Annotated in this window: 18 protein-coding genes and 1 riboswitch; of the genes, 11 read left to right on the forward strand and 7 right to left on the reverse strand. The window is 49.6% G+C overall.

Annotated features, from left to right (window positions below; genetic code table 11):
- Window positions 1-143: 143 nt before the first annotated feature.
- Window positions 144-803: a peptidoglycan DD-metalloendopeptidase family protein gene (locus LQ777_RS20540; protein WP_232559814.1), complete on the forward strand. Its 660-nt coding sequence runs from the start codon at window positions 144-146 to the stop codon at window positions 801-803.
- 132 nt (window positions 804-935) lie between these two features.
- Window positions 936-2,006, forward strand: a complete 1,071-nt coding sequence (locus LQ777_RS20545; RefSeq protein ID WP_232559815.1) for a M42 family metallopeptidase — start codon at window positions 936-938, stop codon at window positions 2,004-2,006.
- 83 nt (window positions 2,007-2,089) lie between these two features.
- Here LQ777_RS20545 and LQ777_RS20550 read toward each other — a convergent pair whose 3' ends face one another.
- On the reverse strand, window positions 2,090-2,995 hold the full coding sequence (locus tag LQ777_RS20550) for a S66 peptidase family protein (protein ID WP_232562882.1): 906 nt from the start codon (window positions 2,993-2,995) through the stop codon (window positions 2,090-2,092).
- A gap of 521 nt (window positions 2,996-3,516) precedes the next feature.
- Between LQ777_RS20550 and LQ777_RS20555 the strand changes: the two genes are divergently transcribed.
- From LQ777_RS20555 to LQ777_RS20570, 4 genes are all read left to right on the forward strand, one after another.
- Window positions 3,517-4,524, forward strand: a complete 1,008-nt coding sequence (locus LQ777_RS20555) for a glycosyltransferase family 2 protein (RefSeq protein WP_232559816.1) — start codon at window positions 3,517-3,519, stop codon at window positions 4,522-4,524.
- On the forward strand, window positions 4,467-5,276 hold the full coding sequence (locus tag LQ777_RS20560; protein ID WP_232559817.1) for a polysaccharide deacetylase family protein: 810 nt from the start codon (window positions 4,467-4,469) through the stop codon (window positions 5,274-5,276). The genes LQ777_RS20555 and LQ777_RS20560 overlap by 58 nt, the downstream gene beginning before the upstream one ends.
- 31 nt (window positions 5,277-5,307) lie before the next feature.
- Window positions 5,308-6,489: a glycosyltransferase family 87 protein gene (locus tag LQ777_RS20565; RefSeq protein WP_232559818.1), complete on the forward strand. Its 1,182-nt coding sequence runs from the start codon at window positions 5,308-5,310 to the stop codon at window positions 6,487-6,489.
- A gap of 80 nt (window positions 6,490-6,569) precedes the next feature.
- Window positions 6,570-7,280 (forward strand): class I SAM-dependent methyltransferase, encoded by a 711-nt coding sequence (locus LQ777_RS20570; protein WP_232559819.1) that lies wholly within the window; start codon window positions 6,570-6,572, stop codon window positions 7,278-7,280.
- A 22-nt stretch (window positions 7,281-7,302) separates the two neighbouring features.
- On the opposite strand, the gene LQ777_RS20575 is transcribed toward LQ777_RS20570, so the two are convergent.
- Window positions 7,303-7,629 (reverse strand): DciA family protein, encoded by a 327-nt coding sequence (locus LQ777_RS20575; RefSeq protein WP_232559820.1) that lies wholly within the window; start codon window positions 7,627-7,629, stop codon window positions 7,303-7,305.
- Between the two features lie 185 nt (window positions 7,630-7,814).
- Window positions 7,815-7,933: riboswitch (SAM riboswitch) on the forward strand.
- Window positions 7,934-8,101: 168 nt separating this feature from the next.
- On the opposite strand from LQ777_RS20575, the gene LQ777_RS20580 reads away from it, so the two are divergent.
- The 3 genes from LQ777_RS20580 (at window position 8,102) to LQ777_RS20590 (ending at window position 10,713) form a co-directional block, all read left to right on the forward strand.
- Window positions 8,102-9,160: a homoserine O-acetyltransferase family protein gene (locus LQ777_RS20580; protein ID WP_232562883.1), complete on the forward strand. Its 1,059-nt coding sequence runs from the start codon at window positions 8,102-8,104 to the stop codon at window positions 9,158-9,160.
- A gap of 161 nt (window positions 9,161-9,321) precedes the next feature.
- On the forward strand, window positions 9,322-9,930 hold the full coding sequence (locus LQ777_RS20585; RefSeq protein ID WP_232559821.1) for a GDSL-type esterase/lipase family protein: 609 nt from the start codon (window positions 9,322-9,324) through the stop codon (window positions 9,928-9,930).
- Between the two features lie 54 nt (window positions 9,931-9,984).
- On the forward strand, window positions 9,985-10,713 hold the full coding sequence (locus tag LQ777_RS20590) for an esterase family protein (RefSeq protein WP_232559822.1): 729 nt from the start codon (window positions 9,985-9,987) through the stop codon (window positions 10,711-10,713).
- 15 nt (window positions 10,714-10,728) lie between these two features.
- On the opposite strand, the gene LQ777_RS20595 is transcribed toward LQ777_RS20590, so the two are convergent.
- The 5 genes from LQ777_RS20595 to LQ777_RS20615 all read right to left on the reverse strand — a co-directional run bounded on the left by LQ777_RS20595 (window position 10,729) and on the right by LQ777_RS20615 (window position 15,906).
- Window positions 10,729-11,814 (reverse strand): lipase family protein, encoded by a 1,086-nt coding sequence (locus LQ777_RS20595; RefSeq protein ID WP_232559823.1) that lies wholly within the window; start codon window positions 11,812-11,814, stop codon window positions 10,729-10,731.
- Window positions 11,815-11,912: 98 nt separating this feature from the next.
- On the reverse strand, window positions 11,913-13,109 hold the full coding sequence (locus LQ777_RS20600; RefSeq protein ID WP_232559824.1) for a glycoside hydrolase family 1 protein: 1,197 nt from the start codon (window positions 13,107-13,109) through the stop codon (window positions 11,913-11,915).
- 108 nt (window positions 13,110-13,217) lie between these two features.
- Window positions 13,218-14,039, reverse strand: coding sequence for a 5'-methylthioadenosine/adenosylhomocysteine nucleosidase (locus LQ777_RS20605; RefSeq protein ID WP_232559825.1), 822 nt, complete (start codon window positions 14,037-14,039; stop codon window positions 13,218-13,220).
- Between the two features lie 59 nt (window positions 14,040-14,098).
- A complete protein-coding gene (gene eboC, locus LQ777_RS20610; RefSeq protein WP_232559826.1) occupies window positions 14,099-14,974 on the reverse strand; it encodes a UbiA-like protein EboC in 876 nt (291 codons plus the stop codon).
- Window positions 14,974-15,906 carry a TatD family hydrolase gene (locus LQ777_RS20615; protein WP_232559827.1) on the reverse strand — a complete coding sequence of 311 codons (933 nt, stop codon included), beginning with the start codon at window positions 15,904-15,906 and terminating at the stop codon, window positions 14,974-14,976. The genes eboC and LQ777_RS20615 overlap by 1 nt, the downstream gene beginning before the upstream one ends.
- A 228-nt stretch (window positions 15,907-16,134) precedes the next feature.
- Between LQ777_RS20615 and LQ777_RS20620 the strand changes: the two genes are divergently transcribed.
- Window positions 16,135-16,815 carry a DUF4136 domain-containing protein gene (locus LQ777_RS20620; protein ID WP_232559828.1) on the forward strand — a complete coding sequence of 227 codons (681 nt, stop codon included), beginning with the start codon at window positions 16,135-16,137 and terminating at the stop codon, window positions 16,813-16,815.
- Between the two features lie 6 nt (window positions 16,816-16,821).
- Entirely contained in the window at window positions 16,822-17,493 is a 672-nt protein-coding gene (locus tag LQ777_RS20625) for a porin family protein (RefSeq protein WP_232559829.1), read from the forward strand.
- Window positions 17,494-17,514: the final 21 nt, after the last annotated feature.

A 17,514-nucleotide genomic window follows, 5' to 3' on the forward strand; every position in this document is an offset into this window, starting at 1 on the left:
TACCTTTCATCATTTTTTTTAGTAGTTGGTGCACGTAATTCGTTCTTAAAGAGTGAAAAGCCAGCGCGTGCAAATTCTTAATACTTTTAACGATAGAATTCTCATACATTGATTTTATCACTTGTTCCATTTCCTGATTGCCCATGCTTCTTCCTTTTCTTTTTCAGAAAGACGCCCATCAAGTAAAAGCCCCCTACGTAGTGCTTGATTTTTCGGCTACCAATCCCGATCTGGCAACGCTGGACCTGACGGACACGGTTACTTTCACCGATTACGTTTTCGGCAAATTACGGGAGGCAGGGGCACAGGTAGGCATGGGCGGCTACAACGAACAACGGGTTATCTACCGCCGAAGTGCGCATTTCAACACCGCCGAAGAACCGCGTGAAATTCACCTTGGCATTGACTTCTGGGCCGAAGCCGGAACGCCTGTCTACGCACCGCTGGCCGGGAACGTGCATAGTTTTCAGGACAACGATCACTTTGGCGACTATGGACCCACGATCATTCTGGAACACACGGTTGACGGAAAGCCGCTCTATAGTTTGTACGGCCATCTAACGCGGTCGTCGCTGGAGGGATTGTACGTCGGGAAGCGGGTTGAAGAAAACGAGCAGATTGCCGAGATTGGCCCCTATCCCGAAAATGGCGACTGGCCTCCGCACCTGCATTTTCAATTGATGACCGACATGCTGGGCAGCGAAGGCGACTTTCCGGGTGTCTGCTCCGTCAGCGACCGCGCAAAATTCCTCGCCATCTGCCCAAACCCGAATGACTTGTTAGGCATTCCGGGGTTATCCTAACTTGCCAGTTAGTGTAGTTTTTACCGTGATAAAGTTTAGTACATCAAGCAATCGCCTATATTTGATTTTCATTCATCTAGCATTCCGAGTTTGACGCATCAGTCGTTCGTGAATAGTTTATTTTCAAGCGCAATGAACGAGCACAGTAAAGATTTTTTGTATCAGTACCTTAACAATGCCTCACCAACGGGCTTCGAATCGTCGGGGCAGCAGATCTGGCTGGATTACCTCAAGCCGTACATCGACGAGCACATTGTCGATACATACGGAACAGCCGTCGGTGTGATCGGCCCAGGAAAGGATTACAAAGTAGTGATCGAAGCCCACTCTGACGAGATTTCGTGGTTTGTCAACTACATCTCCGACGATGGCTATTTGTTTGTTCGGCGTAACGGTGGTTCTGATGCCCTGATTGCTCCTTCCATGCGCGTTCATCTTCACACCAAACAAGGCGTGGTCGATGGCGTGTTCGGCTGGCCGGCCATTCACGTTCGGGATCTCGCCAAAGATAGCGCTCCGAAAGTAACGGACCTGTTCATCGACGTAGGTGCTACCACCAAACAGGAAGTACTGGACATGGGTATCCACGTTGGCACGGTCTGCACGTTCTCCGACGGCTTGATGGAGCTAAACGACCGCTATTTTGTTGGTCGGGCGTTGGACAACCGCATGGGCGGCTTTATGATTGCGGAAGTAGCCCGGTTGCTGAAAGAAAATAACGTAACACTGCCCTTCACGCTCTACGTGGTCAACGCTGTTCAGGAGGAAATTGGACTGCGTGGCGCCGAAATGATTGCCCGGCGACTTCGCCCCGATCTGGCTATCTGTACCGACGTGACACACGATACCCAGTCGCCGAAATACGACAAGAAAGAACAGGGCGACCTTAAATGTGGCGACGGACCGGTGTTATGCTACGGACCAGCGGTGCAAAACAACGTCCTCGACTTCATGATCGGCGTTGCTGCACAGCAGAACATTGCGTTCCAGAGACAGGCGGTTAGCCGTTCGACAGGCACCGATACCGACGCCTTTGCCTACGCTACCGAAGGAATTGCATCGGCCCTGATTTCGCTCCCGCTCAAGTACATGCACACCACCGTCGAAACGGTTCACAAAGACGACGTGCAGAACGTGATCAAACTCATGTACGAAACCTTACTCGCCTTGAAAGGCGGAGAAGATTTCCGGTACATCAAATAAAGCTAAACCAGAAAGAGCCGGATCAGTGCCGGCTCTTTCTGGTTCTAAGTACCTGTACCGATCGCTATCGAGTTGTTCCTAGACTAAAACACCAGCCGACTGCTACCACTACCTACTTCCAGCCGTATGGTGTGCCCAATGGGAAGAGCAAGATTCTGGTCAACGTGTCCAGCCGGAAAGTTAAACAAAACAGGATAGCTATACCCCGCAACGGCGTCGGCGATAATCTCGAATGCATTTTTTCCGAATGGCAACGACGGATTGATCCGCATATCGTTAAACTGTCCCACAACCAATCCGGCTAATTTTTCCAGCCGACCCGCCCGCCGAAGCTGCGTCATCATCCGGTCAACCGAGAAGAACGTTTCGTTAATATCTTCGATAAATAGAATTGTTCCGGCCAAATCGATATCCGTGAACGTACCAAGCGAATTAACCAGAATGGTAAGATTGCCTCCTACCAGCGGTCCTTCTGCTTCACCCACCCGGTTGAGCGCATGATCCGGCACTGCGTAATAGTCAGGCCCCTCACCAAACAGCCATTGCCGTACCGACTCAAGTGATTCCGCCCGGTCGGGATGGCCGTACTGCCGGGGCATCAACCCATGAATGCTTTGTATACCGTGCTTGTAAAGCAGACTGAGTAAGACGGTTATATCGCTAAACCCGACAAGCCATTTTGGATTCTGTTGCAGCCGTGTCACGTCTAGCTGATCAACAATCCGGTAACAACCATACCCGCCACGGGCGGCAAAGACTGCTTTTACGGAAGGATCATCAAACAACCGCTGCAAATCAGTACGTCGCAGTTCATCTGAACCCGCAAACGGACCATCAATAGTCCGAAGGCTATCACCTTCGATAACATTTAACTGCCAAACATCGCGAAGAATACGCAAACCGTCGGACAATTCTTCGTAAGGAAACCAACTGGCGGGAGCTACCACGCCAACTGTATCACCGGGACGTAAAAAAGGAGGAACAATCAAGTCAGTTTTGTCTTTGCACCCCACTTTGGAGGCTGCTGTAGCTATATGCACGGTCGCCCCAAAAGGTTTGGTGAAACCGTTCGTTATGTACCACAAAAGTAAGAATTCGGTAGCAGTTTTGGCACGGTTCGCGCTATAAGCCTTAAGCGCATTTTATACCACTTATGGACAACTAATCGACTGATTTGAGGACCAAAAAGACTTCATAATGAGCGGCATAACCAAATCATATGAAAACTTATTCCTTTCTGATAGGAACCGCAAAAAGTACTACTGAACTTTTAGCTAATTTTGGGGTTAGTGAGGTACTCCTCTTCCGCTTTAGACTAGCTTTTCGGGTATATGTTCTGTTTTTGACCAATAATCGTGTACTCTGCTCAGAAAAGAACTTTCTATTACTATTTAGCCTCCTGAAAAATTTCTGGCAACTTTAATAGAACCTTAACCAAAGAATTAAGTATAAATACTTACTTTAGCGAAAAAATTGGCGTGATCGCGCCAAATGGTACTAACCTACGAAGATGACATTAACCGAAGGTATGATTAGTATAGTCGTGCCAGCCTACAATGAGGAAGAGAACTTGCCTGTTCTCGTTCATCGACTTATGGCTGTTATGAAGCCTTATCAATCGTATGAGATTCTGATTGTCGATGACGGTAGTTCGGATCAGACCCGATACGTTCTTCGCCAGTTGAGCAAAGCTTACCCTGTAGTACGGTTTATCTCTTTTTCGCGAAACTTCGGTCATCAGATGGCGTTGCGAGCTGGTTACGAAAACGCCAGAGGTCAGGCCGTCATCTGTCTGGATGCCGACCTTCAGCATCCGCCTGAACTTATCCCTACCCTAATTGCCAAATGGCAGGAAGGCTACGAAGTTGTTTATACCGTTCGGCAACCGGACGAAAGTCTGTCGTGGTTTAAACGTACAACCTCAAAACGATTCTATAGCCTACTTCGGAAGGTTTCAGGGTTAAAAATTGAAGACGGCGCGGCTGATTTTCGGCTGCTGGACCGGAAAGTTATTGATACATTAAAGCAGTTCAAGGAGAACGATCTGTTCCTGCGCGGAGCCATCTCCTGGGTAGGTTTCCGCCAGTGCCGGATCTTGTATCAACCCGCTGCCCGCTACGCTGGCCGGTCAAAATACTCGTTTCGTAAAATGATGCAATTGGCCGCTATGGGCATTACGTCGTTCTCGACGAAACCGCTCTATTTATCGGTATTGCTTGGTTTTGGGATGTTTTTGTTTGCCAGCCTGTTCGGACTGGAAACCTTGTATGAGTATTTTTTCACCGACGCAACCGTATCGGGCTGGACGACCTTAGTCGTACTTTCTGTGCTGATTGGCGGTGCTCAATTTATTATGATCGGTATTATCGGCGTATATTTGGGCAAAACGTTTGTGGAAGTAAAACAGCGCCCCGCCTACATTATTGGCGATACGAGCGATATTGAGGAAACCGTTACCGTATGGGAACCCCCAACCGAAGCACAGCTAGGAGAAGTATATTATTCACCGTTGACGTAGAAGAATTTGACACGGCTGTTGAGTTCGGCCACGACATTTCGCTGGACGAACAGATAGCCGTTTCGACGCGGGGGCTGCGCCTGATAGCCGAACGATTTGATGCAGTGGGTGCGCGTACTACCCTTTTCACAACGGCCAACTACGCGCTTCATGAGCCTGCCCTAATCCGGCAGCTTGCTACTAAGCATGAAATAGCTTCGCATGGCTATTATCACACGACGTTTGAACCAGCTGACTTACTAACATCACGGCTTGCTCTGGAAAAACTGCTCGACAAGCCCATAACCGGTTTTCGGCGGGCCCGCATGGGCTTTGTTAATCCGAACGATGTCCAGAAAGCGGGTTATCAGTATAATTCATCGTTGCACCCAACCTGGCTTCCGGGTCGTTACAATCATTGGGGCGAACCCCGGCACCCATTCCAGGAGTTAGGCGTCTGGCAAATTCCGGCTTCGGTAACGCCAAGACTGCGCCTTCCTTTGTTCTGGCTTAGTTTAAAAAACTTTCCTTTTTCGTATTACAAATCACTCTGCAAGCAAACACTAGCGACGGATGGTTTTTTGAATCTGTACGTACATCCCTGGGAATTTACGGATCTAGCGGCTTACGAAAAGATACCGACCTATGTTCGTCGGCACTCGCGCGATGAGTTGCTCGATCGGGTCGAAGCGCTGTTACGTTACTTAAAACCAATGGGTGAATTTGAAACCATGGACGAATTTACCCGACAACTCGAAGCAGTTGCTCACTGACCGGATCTTTTGCTTCTGATATCCTCTTTTGATGCTGTCCTTTTTCAAAAAGCCTATATTCAGCGATTACCGCTTTATTTTTGGTGTTTACGCCCTGCTTACCTTATTCGCCAGCACGCGGATAGTAATTCTGCTCGACTCCAATAACTATAAGATTTTTTACTACTCGCTGTACCATTTGATAGACGGGAAAACGCTGTACAGTGAATACCCCGCCGAATACAGTGATCACTATCATTACGCCCCTACATTTGCGGCCTTATTCGCACCCATTTTTGCCCTGCCATTCCGAGTAGGGCTCTTTCTGTGGCATTTTCTGTTTGCTGGCGTTTGGGCGTTGGCTATTTACCGAATGCCGCTTACCCACCAGCAAAAAGTTTTCGCGTACTGGTTCTGTCTGCAAGAATTATTTACATCGCTGGTTAACAGCCAGACAAATCCGCTGATTGGTGCGATTCCGCTGTTCGCGTTCATTAGCTTTGAAAAAAAGCAACCCATCTGGGCCGCCTTCTTTATCGTCCTTGGCTTTAACATCAAGATATACAGCCTTGTAGCAGCAGCTTTGTTTCTGTTGTATCCGCAAAAGATTCGTTTTTTACTGGCAATGGTTGGCTGGGCTATCGTGCTTGGTTTGCTGCCACTTTTGTTTACATCTCCGGCAAAATTGCTCTGGCAGTACGAACTGTGGGTAAATCAACTGCTGATCAAGTCCGATCATGACAAATGGGCGAATACCTCGATTCACCGACTTGTGCACCTGTTTATTTCCCCGGACGTGCCGACACCGGTCATTATCGGTTTCGGTGTAGCGCTGTTCTGCACGGTTTACATGCACATTAAACGGTTTACGCAGCGGTACTTCCGGATGCTGATGGTCGCTTCGATCCTGATCTTTCAGGTTATTTTCAACCCCGTTTCTGAATCGCCTACGTACATCACTGCCGTCACGGGCGTTATGCTCTGGTGGTTCTATTGCCCGCAGAGCGTATTGGACCGAGTCTTGCTAATCAGTTGCCTCGTCTTGACGGTTTTTTCGCCGAGTGATATATTTCCGGTCTATCTGCGCGATCGTTTTGTCTTACCATACGCGCTGAAAGCATTACCTTGCGTGCTGATCTGGTTCCGAATTATTTACCTGATGCACAGACCGACTCCGTTTTCTTCGTCAACAGATGTTCGGGAGGCTGGGCTTTCACTCGAAAACAACACGTAGTTCGCCACGGGGGCAGGCTCGAAGTAAGTAAACGTCGGTAGATCAATTACACAATCATCCTTTATCCAAACACAAACTAAATGGCGCAAGGAGCGGCAACATGGCTTGATTTCTGGCAGGAAGAAAACGAATTTGACGACTCAATGTCCGTCAATTATGCTTACTTTCTGGCGCGGGTAGAGAAATACATTCCTCTGTCGAAAAAGCTAAAGGTACTGGACATTGGCTCTGGTCCGGGCAATCTGGAAACGGCCTGGCACGACCGGGTTGCCGAGATCCACGGCCTGGATGTATCCAAACGATATAACGAGATCGCCCGCCAGAAACACGCCGGGCATCCAAACGTTTATTTTCACGATTTATCGCCGGACGATTATCTCAATTTTAGCCCGGTCCTGAACCAGAAGTTCGATGTGATCATCGTGATGAGCGTCGTTCAGTATTACCGCAATGCAGCCGAAGTAGAGCAGTTGCTAAAGGCAATAAAAGCGGTAGCTGCCCCCGGTGCCAAAGCCATGATCTGCGACCTGATGGTGGGGGGTAGTGTACTCAAAGACATTGGCAGCATCATCGGGCGTTCACTCCGGCAGGGTCAGTTGCTGACGATGATCAGACTTCTGATTCGCTTACGCTTATCGGCTTACTATACAGTGCGCAAGAATAACGGCTTTCTGGTAATTCCTAAACAGGAGTGGCTGGCGATGTGCCAACGGTTGGGCTTGAACGCCCGCTTTGTGGAGGAGCCGCTGACGATGCAGCAGGAAAGACAAAATCTATTTATCGAGTTCTAGACGATGCTGATCGTTGACAGTATTAGATAAATACCACGTCGTCGATCACGTCGGTACCCATGTCTTTATTAACGAGCTGGATGAGCTTTTGCTTCGCGTTAACAAGTTCATTGCGCAAGGGAGCCGACGTAATTTCAATATGCAACTTGCGGTCCCGAACGTAGATCCGGTTGGTCCGCGAGGCAATGGTTGGTCCCATCATGCGGCCCCAAAACGCTTCGAGGTAGGTTTCGTTAAAGCGCGTCTGGAGTTGATAGGCTTTCAGTAACTGCCCGATTGCATCCTTCAACGATGTAGTTCCGGAGGTTCGTGTAGCGTTTTCGCGATTATAACGGTAAGTCTGGCTCATCAGCAACGTATCTTCCTTACAAAAGTAAACATCAGGCGGACTAAATACGCCCTACCAAACCGCGAAGTTGAAAAAATAACCCAACGGTAGAAAATCCCCCTGGCGTTTGGATTGGCGCCGTTTGCCTATTATACTTGCGCTATCAAGTCAATTGTCAGGCGTCAATCCAAACTCCGACGTCAATTGATTTATACAGAAGCGAGGAGAGATCAGGCTCTGCGAATCGCTGGCAACCTACCACTTGGCAAGGTGCTAACTCCTGCCTAAAGCAACCGCAGCAGCGGATCATTAGGGACTATAAATCGTATACTTAAATGCGCTATACTCAGCACTGTACGCCCCCCGCGGCCTACTAAGCATACTACCCTATTAAACCGAAGACCGGGAGTGGTCTTGGGCGGTTCTTTATGTTTACGATTTTCAGTTTGCGCGGTCTTCACTGAAAATGTCAGGCCAGAAAACGCATTATCCATTGGACATTCATTATTTCGACTACAAATATTCGTTCCCTCTCGAATCGGGCGAGAGCCTGCCGGGCTTTCAACTGGCCTACACGACACGCGGAACACTAAACGACGAAGGTTCTAACGTTGTCTGGATTTGCCATGCCCTGACCGGTAACGCTGACCCCGGCGATTGGTGGGGCGGTATGGTCGGTCAAGGGAAATATTTCAATCCGGAAAATCACTTCATCGTCTGTGCCAATGTGCTTGGTTCCTGCTATGGATCAACGGGCCCGCTGTCAACCAACCCCAGCACGGGTCGACCTTTTCATCACGACTTTCCCGCGCTAACGATCCGCGATATGGTCGAAGCATTGGATTTACTGCGTCAGGAACTGGGAATCGAAAAAATTCACACCTGCATCGGCGGCTCTCTCGGCGGTGAACAAGCAGTTGAGTGGGCTATTTTACGCCCTCAGTTAATTGAGAATCTGGTGCTTATTGCAGCGAGTGCTGTAGCCTCTCCCTGGTGTATTGCCTTCAATGAAGCACAGCGTATGGCCATCGAGGCCGATCCTACCTGGATCGAACAGCGCGACGATGCGGGAACAGCAGGTATGCGAGCAGCGCGGGCAATGGCCATGATCTCGTACCGGAATTATGACACCTACGGCTTTACGCAGGCGCTCGACAACAATGAGCAACTGGACGGTTACAAAGCGGCTAGTTACCAACGCTACCAAGGCGAAAAAATAGCGGATCGTTTTAATGCCTTTACGTATTGGACGCTTTCGAAAGTTATGGATTCGCACAACGTTGGTCGTAACCGGGGAAGTATTCTGAATGCGCTCAATCAAATAAAAGCCCGAACCTTAGTTGTCGGTATTCGCTCGGATTTACTTTTCCCGCCAACTGAGCAGCAGTTCCTGGCCCGGCACATTCCAGAGGCCACCTACGAAGAAATTGATTCGCTTTATGGGCACGACGGTTTCCTGATCGAGTTCCGTCCCTTGGCGGGTATTATGCGGAAGTGGGTAACGGCTACTCAACCCAGTTCAACGAACGTAGCGGAGGTAGTTAAGAAGTAGACTTCCCATTTTTTCGCGGGTACGATCAGACCAAATACTCATGTGTTTAACGATGTGCTGCAACACATTCTTTGCTTTTGAGTTATCATAACTTAGCACGGTACACATAACGTACCCTTTATACGAAGCCATAAGGCAAAACTTAACCAATTTATAACCAGATGATCTGGTACGAAGACGAAGTTCGACAGCTCGAAACTAAAATTAAGTCTAATCTATCTACGTCGGACCGAGTCGTATTTTACGGCAGTTCGTCTATCCGCCTTTGGTCAACACTGGCGCAGGATTTTCCGGATATCACAGCGCTTAATTTAGGCTTCGGGGGCTCAACACTGGCGGCCTGCGCGTGGTTTTTTGAACGATTGGTCGTTCCCGCTAACCCCAGGTGCATTGTATTTTACGCCGGTGATAACGATCTGGGTGATAATCGCCATCCGGAAGAAGTATACTTGTTTTTCTGCGCACTGGCGGAAAAGGTACGTCGGCAGTTACCCGATACCCAATTTTACTACCTGTCCATAAAACTCAGCCCTGCTCGCTGGGATATTGCCGATAAGATTCGCGCGACCAATAAACTCATTGCCGACAAAATAAATGAGCTGCCAAACTTTAAAACCATTGACATGACAACTGCTTTGTTGGGTACTGATGGTAAGCCACGTCGCGAGTTTTTTCAGGCTGATGGTCTTCACCTTACCCCGGCAGGTTATCAGGTTTGGAAGCAGGTTTTACAGCAATTACAAATCTTTAATAATTTGTTTACGTACTAAGCTGCCATTGTTTGCGTTGCCTGCTGCAATTTCACCGTAACTACCGCCATCACTATGAATCGCGAGTATCATAAGTGGTTCAGCCCGAATCTGAACCGCGATATGGAGTTGCTTGTTTTTGGTCATGCAGGAGCTCGCGTTCTGGTCTTCCCGACCCGACGCGGGCGTTTCTATGAATACGAAGAGCTGGGTTTGGTCAGCGCGCTCGCCGACCGGATCGAGAACGGCTGGATTCAGCTGTTCTGCGTTGACAGCGTTGATCGAGAAAGCATTTACAACCGCTACATTGCTCCGCACGAACGCATCAAGCGCCACAGCCAGTACGAACACTACATTCTGAACGAAGTACTACCGTTTTCTCGCCTGAAAAATCCACAGCCGTTCATGATTTCGCACGGATGCAGCCTGGGGGCTTACCATGCTACCAACATTGCGTTTCGGCATCCTCAGTGGTTTGGTAAATTAGTAGCGCTTAGTGGCCGGTATGACTTATCTGCTCCGGTAGCAGAGTTTCGCGGTCTATTCGATGACTACTATGACGAAAATATTTACTTTCACACGCCCAATCATTTTCTGCCGAACCTGGAAGAAGACGCGATTCTAAACGAACTGCGCCGGATGCAGATTGTCATGACGGTTGGGGCCGCCGATCCTTTTTTAAACAGCAACTGCGCCTTGAGCGAAACGCTTTCCTTAAAAAACGTCTCTCACGAATTTTACATATGGGAAGGTCGAGCCCATCAGGCCGAGGATTGGCACAAGATGGTGCAGATATACCTGTAACTGATCGTATTCTGATCACGGTAACTTAGAAGCGAGGTACAGATAAGGCCCCAGCAGATGGTGCACGAAGATCGTTTTCTTGTTATCGGGGTATTTTTTATGATACGCTTCGTCGGCCAGCAGCACTACGAATGACCCCGTTCGGACGTAATGGCTGGATTGGTAAAACGTGGGCGGAATGTACTCTTTCAAGTTTGTTTTTACGTACCGACTGGCAAAGCTACCCAGGTACTTCTGGTAATTTTTTTGCGCCTTACGTGCTGGTTTAGACAGCTTGTTAAAGACGTATTTTAACGCCAGATTCCGGGGAAACTTCTGCTTTTTGAGTAAAGCGGGGATGTTGGAGAATGGGTTGGTTTGATTGAAATCGTCAATCGTCTGAATTGTAATCGGTGTTTCGGGAACCCAATCGGCTGAATTGACCACGTTGAACGCCCAGCCCCCAGCGGTCAGGGCTTCGTATTCGTACGCATAAAACAAATTACCGGGCTTGGGCGCAGCACTGCAATAGGTCTTGAACCGAACCGTGGCGGGTATCTTTCCCTGCTTCTGCAACTGCTTCAGATGAGATGTCATCAGATACCCGATGGCTCCCCCCTGGCTATGCCCCATGATGTAAAAATTGGTTACCCCGGCTCGAATACATGAATCAAGCCGGGGTAGTATGTTCTGCGCCAGAAAAGCGGTTCCAATAAGCCAGCCAATATGTACCGCAGCCTGCGGATGTTCGGCCAGTTGATAATCAAACTTATAATCGTTCGATAAAACCAACTGCCCTTTGGCTGGCACCATGGCTGCGTAGAAGTTCTCCAACCAACCGACAGGGTCGAGTGTGGTTCCGCGGATGCTGATAACCGCTACGGAATCAGCCGATGTCCATAAGTCACACCGGTTGTCAAGACCCACCACCGGCGAACGATACACAAACTTGAACCGCTGTGGTTTTGGAATCGGGCTATCTGGCGGCAAGGTGTCCACTTGCCGGGCAAATACGCTCATCAGCTCGATGTATTCCGCTTTCTCGAAGCCCGGTTTAAGTTTTTGCCCAAATAAGGTAGTCGATACCAGGAAAAATGCAAAAAACGTAAGCGTTTGTTTCATATGGCCTCAACTGTACAGTGTACAACACAACTTACCTGGGCAACGCTTAGCCGCGCTTATGTTGAAGCGCGACGACCGACGTACGGCTAACGTATCAATTATTCGGCAATGACTTGGCTCGTCAGCAACGACGCATCAGCAACGACACCCTGTGCTTTCAAAAGCGACTTGGCGTACGGTTCGTACAACACACGTCTGGGTGGATTGACCGATAAATCAGCATCCCACAAACCAGAATGGTGCCACCGGTCTAAATGATCCCAGTCGGGCCGGTCGATGATTGGATACAGGCACACCCCCCAGAGCGGAATGCCCGCTTCAATTACAGCCGCGCATTCGCGTCCGACCATCTCGATCCAGACAGGCCGGTCAATACCCGGATGGCTCGTCTCGGTCAGAACAATCGGTTTACCATATCGGTGATACGCTTTCATCAGCAACCGGCGCATCGGAACCCATCGTGAATCGGGAATAGCATCGTTCCAGCCCAAAAACGTCCCCGTCTTGTTGATCCACTGGTTGTTATAATAGTAGTTAAAACCCAGCATGTCAAGATACTCCGGCTTCCCTCCCAGCTCCGGTGCAATCGATCCTGCCAGCATATCGACCGACTGAAATTGATTTTCGTCGGCAATGGCAGCATCCATAATGTCCTTTCTTGTCGCGTTCAGAGGAGGAACCATATGCACCAGCGGCTCGGTAGTCAGGATACGAATAGAAGGGTCGATCTCACGCATCCCGGCTATTGCTTCAATATAGCCTCTCATCAGTCCGAGCTTCACTTCCCAGCCCTGTTTTGTGCAGTAAGGCGATGTACCCCGCGCGTCTCCTCCGAGCCAGGACATAAAACTCACTTCGTTGATCGGCGTCACAATGAGTTCTTCATCGGGATACAGATCGCGGTAGAAACGGACAAAAGCACGACTGAAAGCGGCAAAACGACGGGCAAACATCGGATGAAGGGGCGTCAGGTCGTCGGGGTAACCAAAATGGCACAAGTCCCAGATTTGCTGAATACCCTGCCGATGTCCTTCTTCCAGCATCTGCCGGACAACACTCCAATCGTATTGATAGGCTGTTTTTTCGACCTGACTCCAGCGCACTCCTTCCCGAACGGTACGAATAGCGAATTGGCTGAGATCGGTATAATCCTGACCCAATAACTGTAAATGCCCCGTCAATGGTAAGAAGTCAACCCGATTTCCGAAGCAGTTGAGCTGATCGGTGCATTCATAACCAGCCCACCAGAATGACCGAAACGGATTCTTTGGCTGGAACGTGTTTGTAGTGAACATTTGAAAACGCAACCATCAGATTGCTATGTACGATGTCTCAATATGACCAAAAAGCGGTCAGTCGGCAAACTTATTCGCTTTTTCCGAGCGAAAGGTATTGACCTTAACTTATAACGCCTGTACGATCGCAATAACGAGTTTGGCTGAATTTCGGGCGGCTGTTGGGTAAAATTTGTCGAAGGCGATGTGTGCTTCAGCGTCGGCCCGATCACTGAGACTACGAATAATCAGGTGCGGCACGTTGATTTGATAGCATACCTGCGCGATAGCTGCACCTTCCATTTCGGTCGCATCGGCCCCGAAGTCGGCCCGCAGGCTGCTTACTTTTATCGGCGATGCCACAAACACATCACCCGTTACAACGGTACCCGTCACGACTTTTACGGGCCGGTCAGAAACACCACCTGACGCCAGCGGAATTCCTTCGAGGGGAATGTCCTTGACCACCTTTTCCGCTAATCGCATCAGCGAGGTGTCCGCCGGAAAATAAACCGGGTTAAACTGCTTTGTAATCACGTTCCGCGTCTGACGGGTCGGGGTATTTTTATCGGTAATTGACCCGTAATCGTGATGTGCCGTACGACCAGCAATGACGATATCACCCGGTTGCAACTCTGGATTAGTGCCCCCCGCAATGCCTGTAAACAATACACGCTCGGGCCGGAAATGATCAAGCAATAAAGCGGTCGTCATAGCCGCGTTTACTTTTCCAATACCCGTTTCGGCCACGACAACTTTCTGTTTACCCAGGCGGCCAGTCGTGAACGTCACCCCATCAACGACTACCGTTTTTGGATTTTTGAGCGTTTGTTTGACTAGTTCAACCTCAGCACCGAACGCACCGAGTAAGCCGGTTATAGGTCGTGGTTTGTACTGTTGACTAAAGGCGGTTTGTGACAGAAAAAGAAAGAGGAGTACGGTATACTTCATAAAAATTGGTAGAAAGTGAAGCGACGGTCACGATCAGGGCAGATGGTGACCGTCAGCAATTACGTTACGGCAAAGATCTTTGCCAGTAACCTCGACAGCGGTAGCAGGCAGAACACCAGCATCGCCAACGGAAAGGAAGCAAAAGCCGCTACCCAGGCCGCATTCATCACAATAAGCGATAAAACACCAGCCCGCACAGCCATACCGATGTTGCGACCGACTGGCTCACGAACGGCTCGCCAAAGTGGTGGAAAGATGTAATAGCCAAACAGGATCAGAAACGGCAAAGCGGTTCCTAACTGTTGACGTTGTTGTGCCAATGCCGCTACGCAGCCAATAACCAGCGCATACAGCAATCCAGCCGCCCGAAGCGTAGTTGGGCTACCGCCGTGTACTTCACCGCGACTGATCATAGTGATTGCGGCAATATACGCGATGGGTACCAGCCCCACCCACGCCCACGGCATTACCTGCTCAGGAATTACGCTTATCCCCAACAACAAATTTAAGCCCCGGCACAAACCCATGTTGACCGGTCCCAGCCAGTTGTGATGCTTGCCAAACCGATCGTAAACCAGCGATGCGACAGCGATACCAAGCGCCAGAAAACCAGCCGTCTGGTTGACCATGAAGGAGGCTATAATTCCGACGAGCAATAAAACAGTTCCTAATAAGGTAGCCGTATTTTTGCTGACCAATCCGCTTGGAATGGCACGCTCGGGCCGTTCAATAGCGTCGAGTTCGGCGTCGAACACATCGTTGAAAACGACGCCACCGCCGTACAGACAAACCGTTGCCAGCGTAAGCCAGCCTACCGGAGCTGGCGGGGGATTAGGAATAAGAAAGTACCCCGCAATCGCCATACCCGCCAACACATCAGCTATAGCCGTGACGAGGTTGGCAGGACGGGTAAGGGAAAGGAGTGCTTTCACCATTATCGGATTATCGTTGAGTCTTTATCTACTCTCGGTGCCTGTCCACCACGCAGTACCGAGCTACCGTTGTACCGCTGACTTTGATCGATGCCCATTGGCTGCATCAGTTCTTCAAGGCTTAGTTGACCACTCTGCGCAAAGGCGGTTACGGCGTTGGTGAAGGTCACCAGACGAATCGCTTCGTCCGAAATACCGCTTTGTTTCATCAACGCGGCTGTTTTCGGTACGGCCAGCGGATCACTGATTCCCCAGTCGGCAGCCGAGTTGATCATAATGCGTTCAGGGCCGTATTGCTTGACAATCTCGACCATACGCTCGTTGCCCATTTTGGTAAACGGGTAAATGGTGAATCCAGCCCAAAAACCCCGGTCCAGTACCTCACGCACCGTCTCTTCGTTGTTGTGGTCCACGATGACCATGCCGGGGTCAAGTCCGTGTTCCAGCGCAATGTCCATGCTGCGGCTAGTACCTTGTTTTTTGTCCCGGTGCGGGGTATGTATCTGCACCGGCAAACCCGCTTCTTTTGCCAGATCCAGTTGTGCCCGGTAGTATTTGTCCTCGGCAGCCGTCTGATCGTCGAAGCCTATTTCGCCCACACCGACCACGCCTTCTTTATAGATGAACAACGGCAGGATTTCCATAACCTGTTCGGCCAGTTCTTCCTGATTGGCTTCTTTCGAGTTCAGACCGATTGTGCAGTAATGGCGGATTCCGAACTGCGACGCCCGAAAACGCTCCCAACCGACCAGACTGGCAAAATAATCCCGGAACGAATCAACGCCCGTACGAGGCTGGCCCAGCCAGAATGCGGGTTCAATCATGGCGACAACACCGGCATCGGCCATAGCCTGATAATCGTCGGTCGTGCGGGAAGTCATGTGAACGTGCATATCGAAGAACGACATGCCACGAATGGAATCCATAAAACTCATGAGCGAATTACAGTAAGGGTATTCTGGATAAATCCCCGATTAGTAAGCAAAGTTCCACAAAAAATACGGCTTCATCTCACATGTTTTTTATTCTCATTTTAATCATTTTTTAGAAAACTCTACATTTCCCCGTTCGTTTAATAATCAGTAACCCAATTTTCGTTATACATACGCGTCATCGTCAGACGCCGGTTTATCCGAAGATTGATTTAATCAACAAATACAATTATGACAACGCTTCAACAGCTAAGAAAAGGGAAATGGGGCATCTACTTCATTCTGTTACTGGCGCTCGGCACCGGCTTGGTAGCCTGTAATGAGAATGCAGTTAACAATCTGAGCCCTGCCGATCAGCCGGTGTACATCACCAATTACGACCGATCCGTCAATTTTAATCAGTATAAAACGTTCAGCCTGCCCGACTCGGTCGTGATCGAATCGAACACCGGGTATCAGCCTTCGCTGGGTCCGCTGGAAAGCCGTTTTGTAGCGAACGTCGCCAATGCCATGACTAGTCGGGGATTCCAGCGGGTCAACCGGGGCCAGACTGCCGATGTGGGCGTTGCCATCATCCGGGTTAGCAACCTGTACACCGGCGTTGGTGTCGATCCCTACGGCTATTATGGTGGCTACTGGGGCGGTGGCTATGGTTTTGGCGGACTTGGTGGTTTTGGCGGTTATAGTCCGTACTACCCAAGCTACTACACCTATCAGGTAGCCGATCAATACTGGGAAATTCAGGTTGTCGATCTAAAAAACCGTCCAGCAGCCAGCACCGGTACACAACAGCAGCTCAATGTCATTTTTGACGCCACCGTACGTGGTTCGGACATTAGTACTCAGCAAGATGTCGATGCGGCCACAACCGCTATTTTCAACCAATCGCCTTATTTACAGGCAGCCCGATAAGCAATCATGAAATCGATCTTAGCATTCGTTGCCCTGCTGTCGTTATCGACAGTAAGCTGGGCACAAGTAAACCGGGATGAGTACGCTCAAGCGTTTCCATCCCCCTATCAGCAATACGTAACGTTTAACATTGCAGCCCGCTACGGTGTATCACTGCCAATGGGTGGTCAGAAAGGCTACATCGACCGTATTTCGCCAGCCAATTTTGCGCTGGAAGGCGAATGGTTATTTCCGCAGCGGTTTTCGCTGGGCTTAAAAAGCGGTTATCAGTACACGCAGCAGCGGCTTGGCCGACAAGTGATTAGCTATACGTCGGGAAATACGGTTCAGGATATTTCGGCGGTTCAAACCCGGACGTTGTCCATTATTCCGGCAATGGCTTCGGTTTCGTATTACTTCGCCGACAATGCAGCCGCTATACGCCCTTACGTACAATTCGCGGGTGGTGGTGCCTTTGTTAATTACACCAATTTTTTCGGGGTACTATCCGATCAAAAGACTGGCTTCAAAGGAGCCATCGCGCCAGCTATCGGTTTGAAATATTATGGTCGACGCGAACAGGGACTTGGGGCGGAAATTCAGGCGCAATACCAGAACGTGTTTTTCAACTACGATCAATTACAGAATAGTAGCCCCTCATTGATGCTGTCAGTGGGTATTTCCTATCGGTGGTATTAGCGGGTTACAGTCGGATTGATC

The organism is Spirosoma oryzicola (assembly GCF_021233055.1).
Classification (GTDB): Bacteria; Bacteroidota; Bacteroidia; order Cytophagales; family Spirosomataceae; genus Spirosoma; species Spirosoma oryzicola.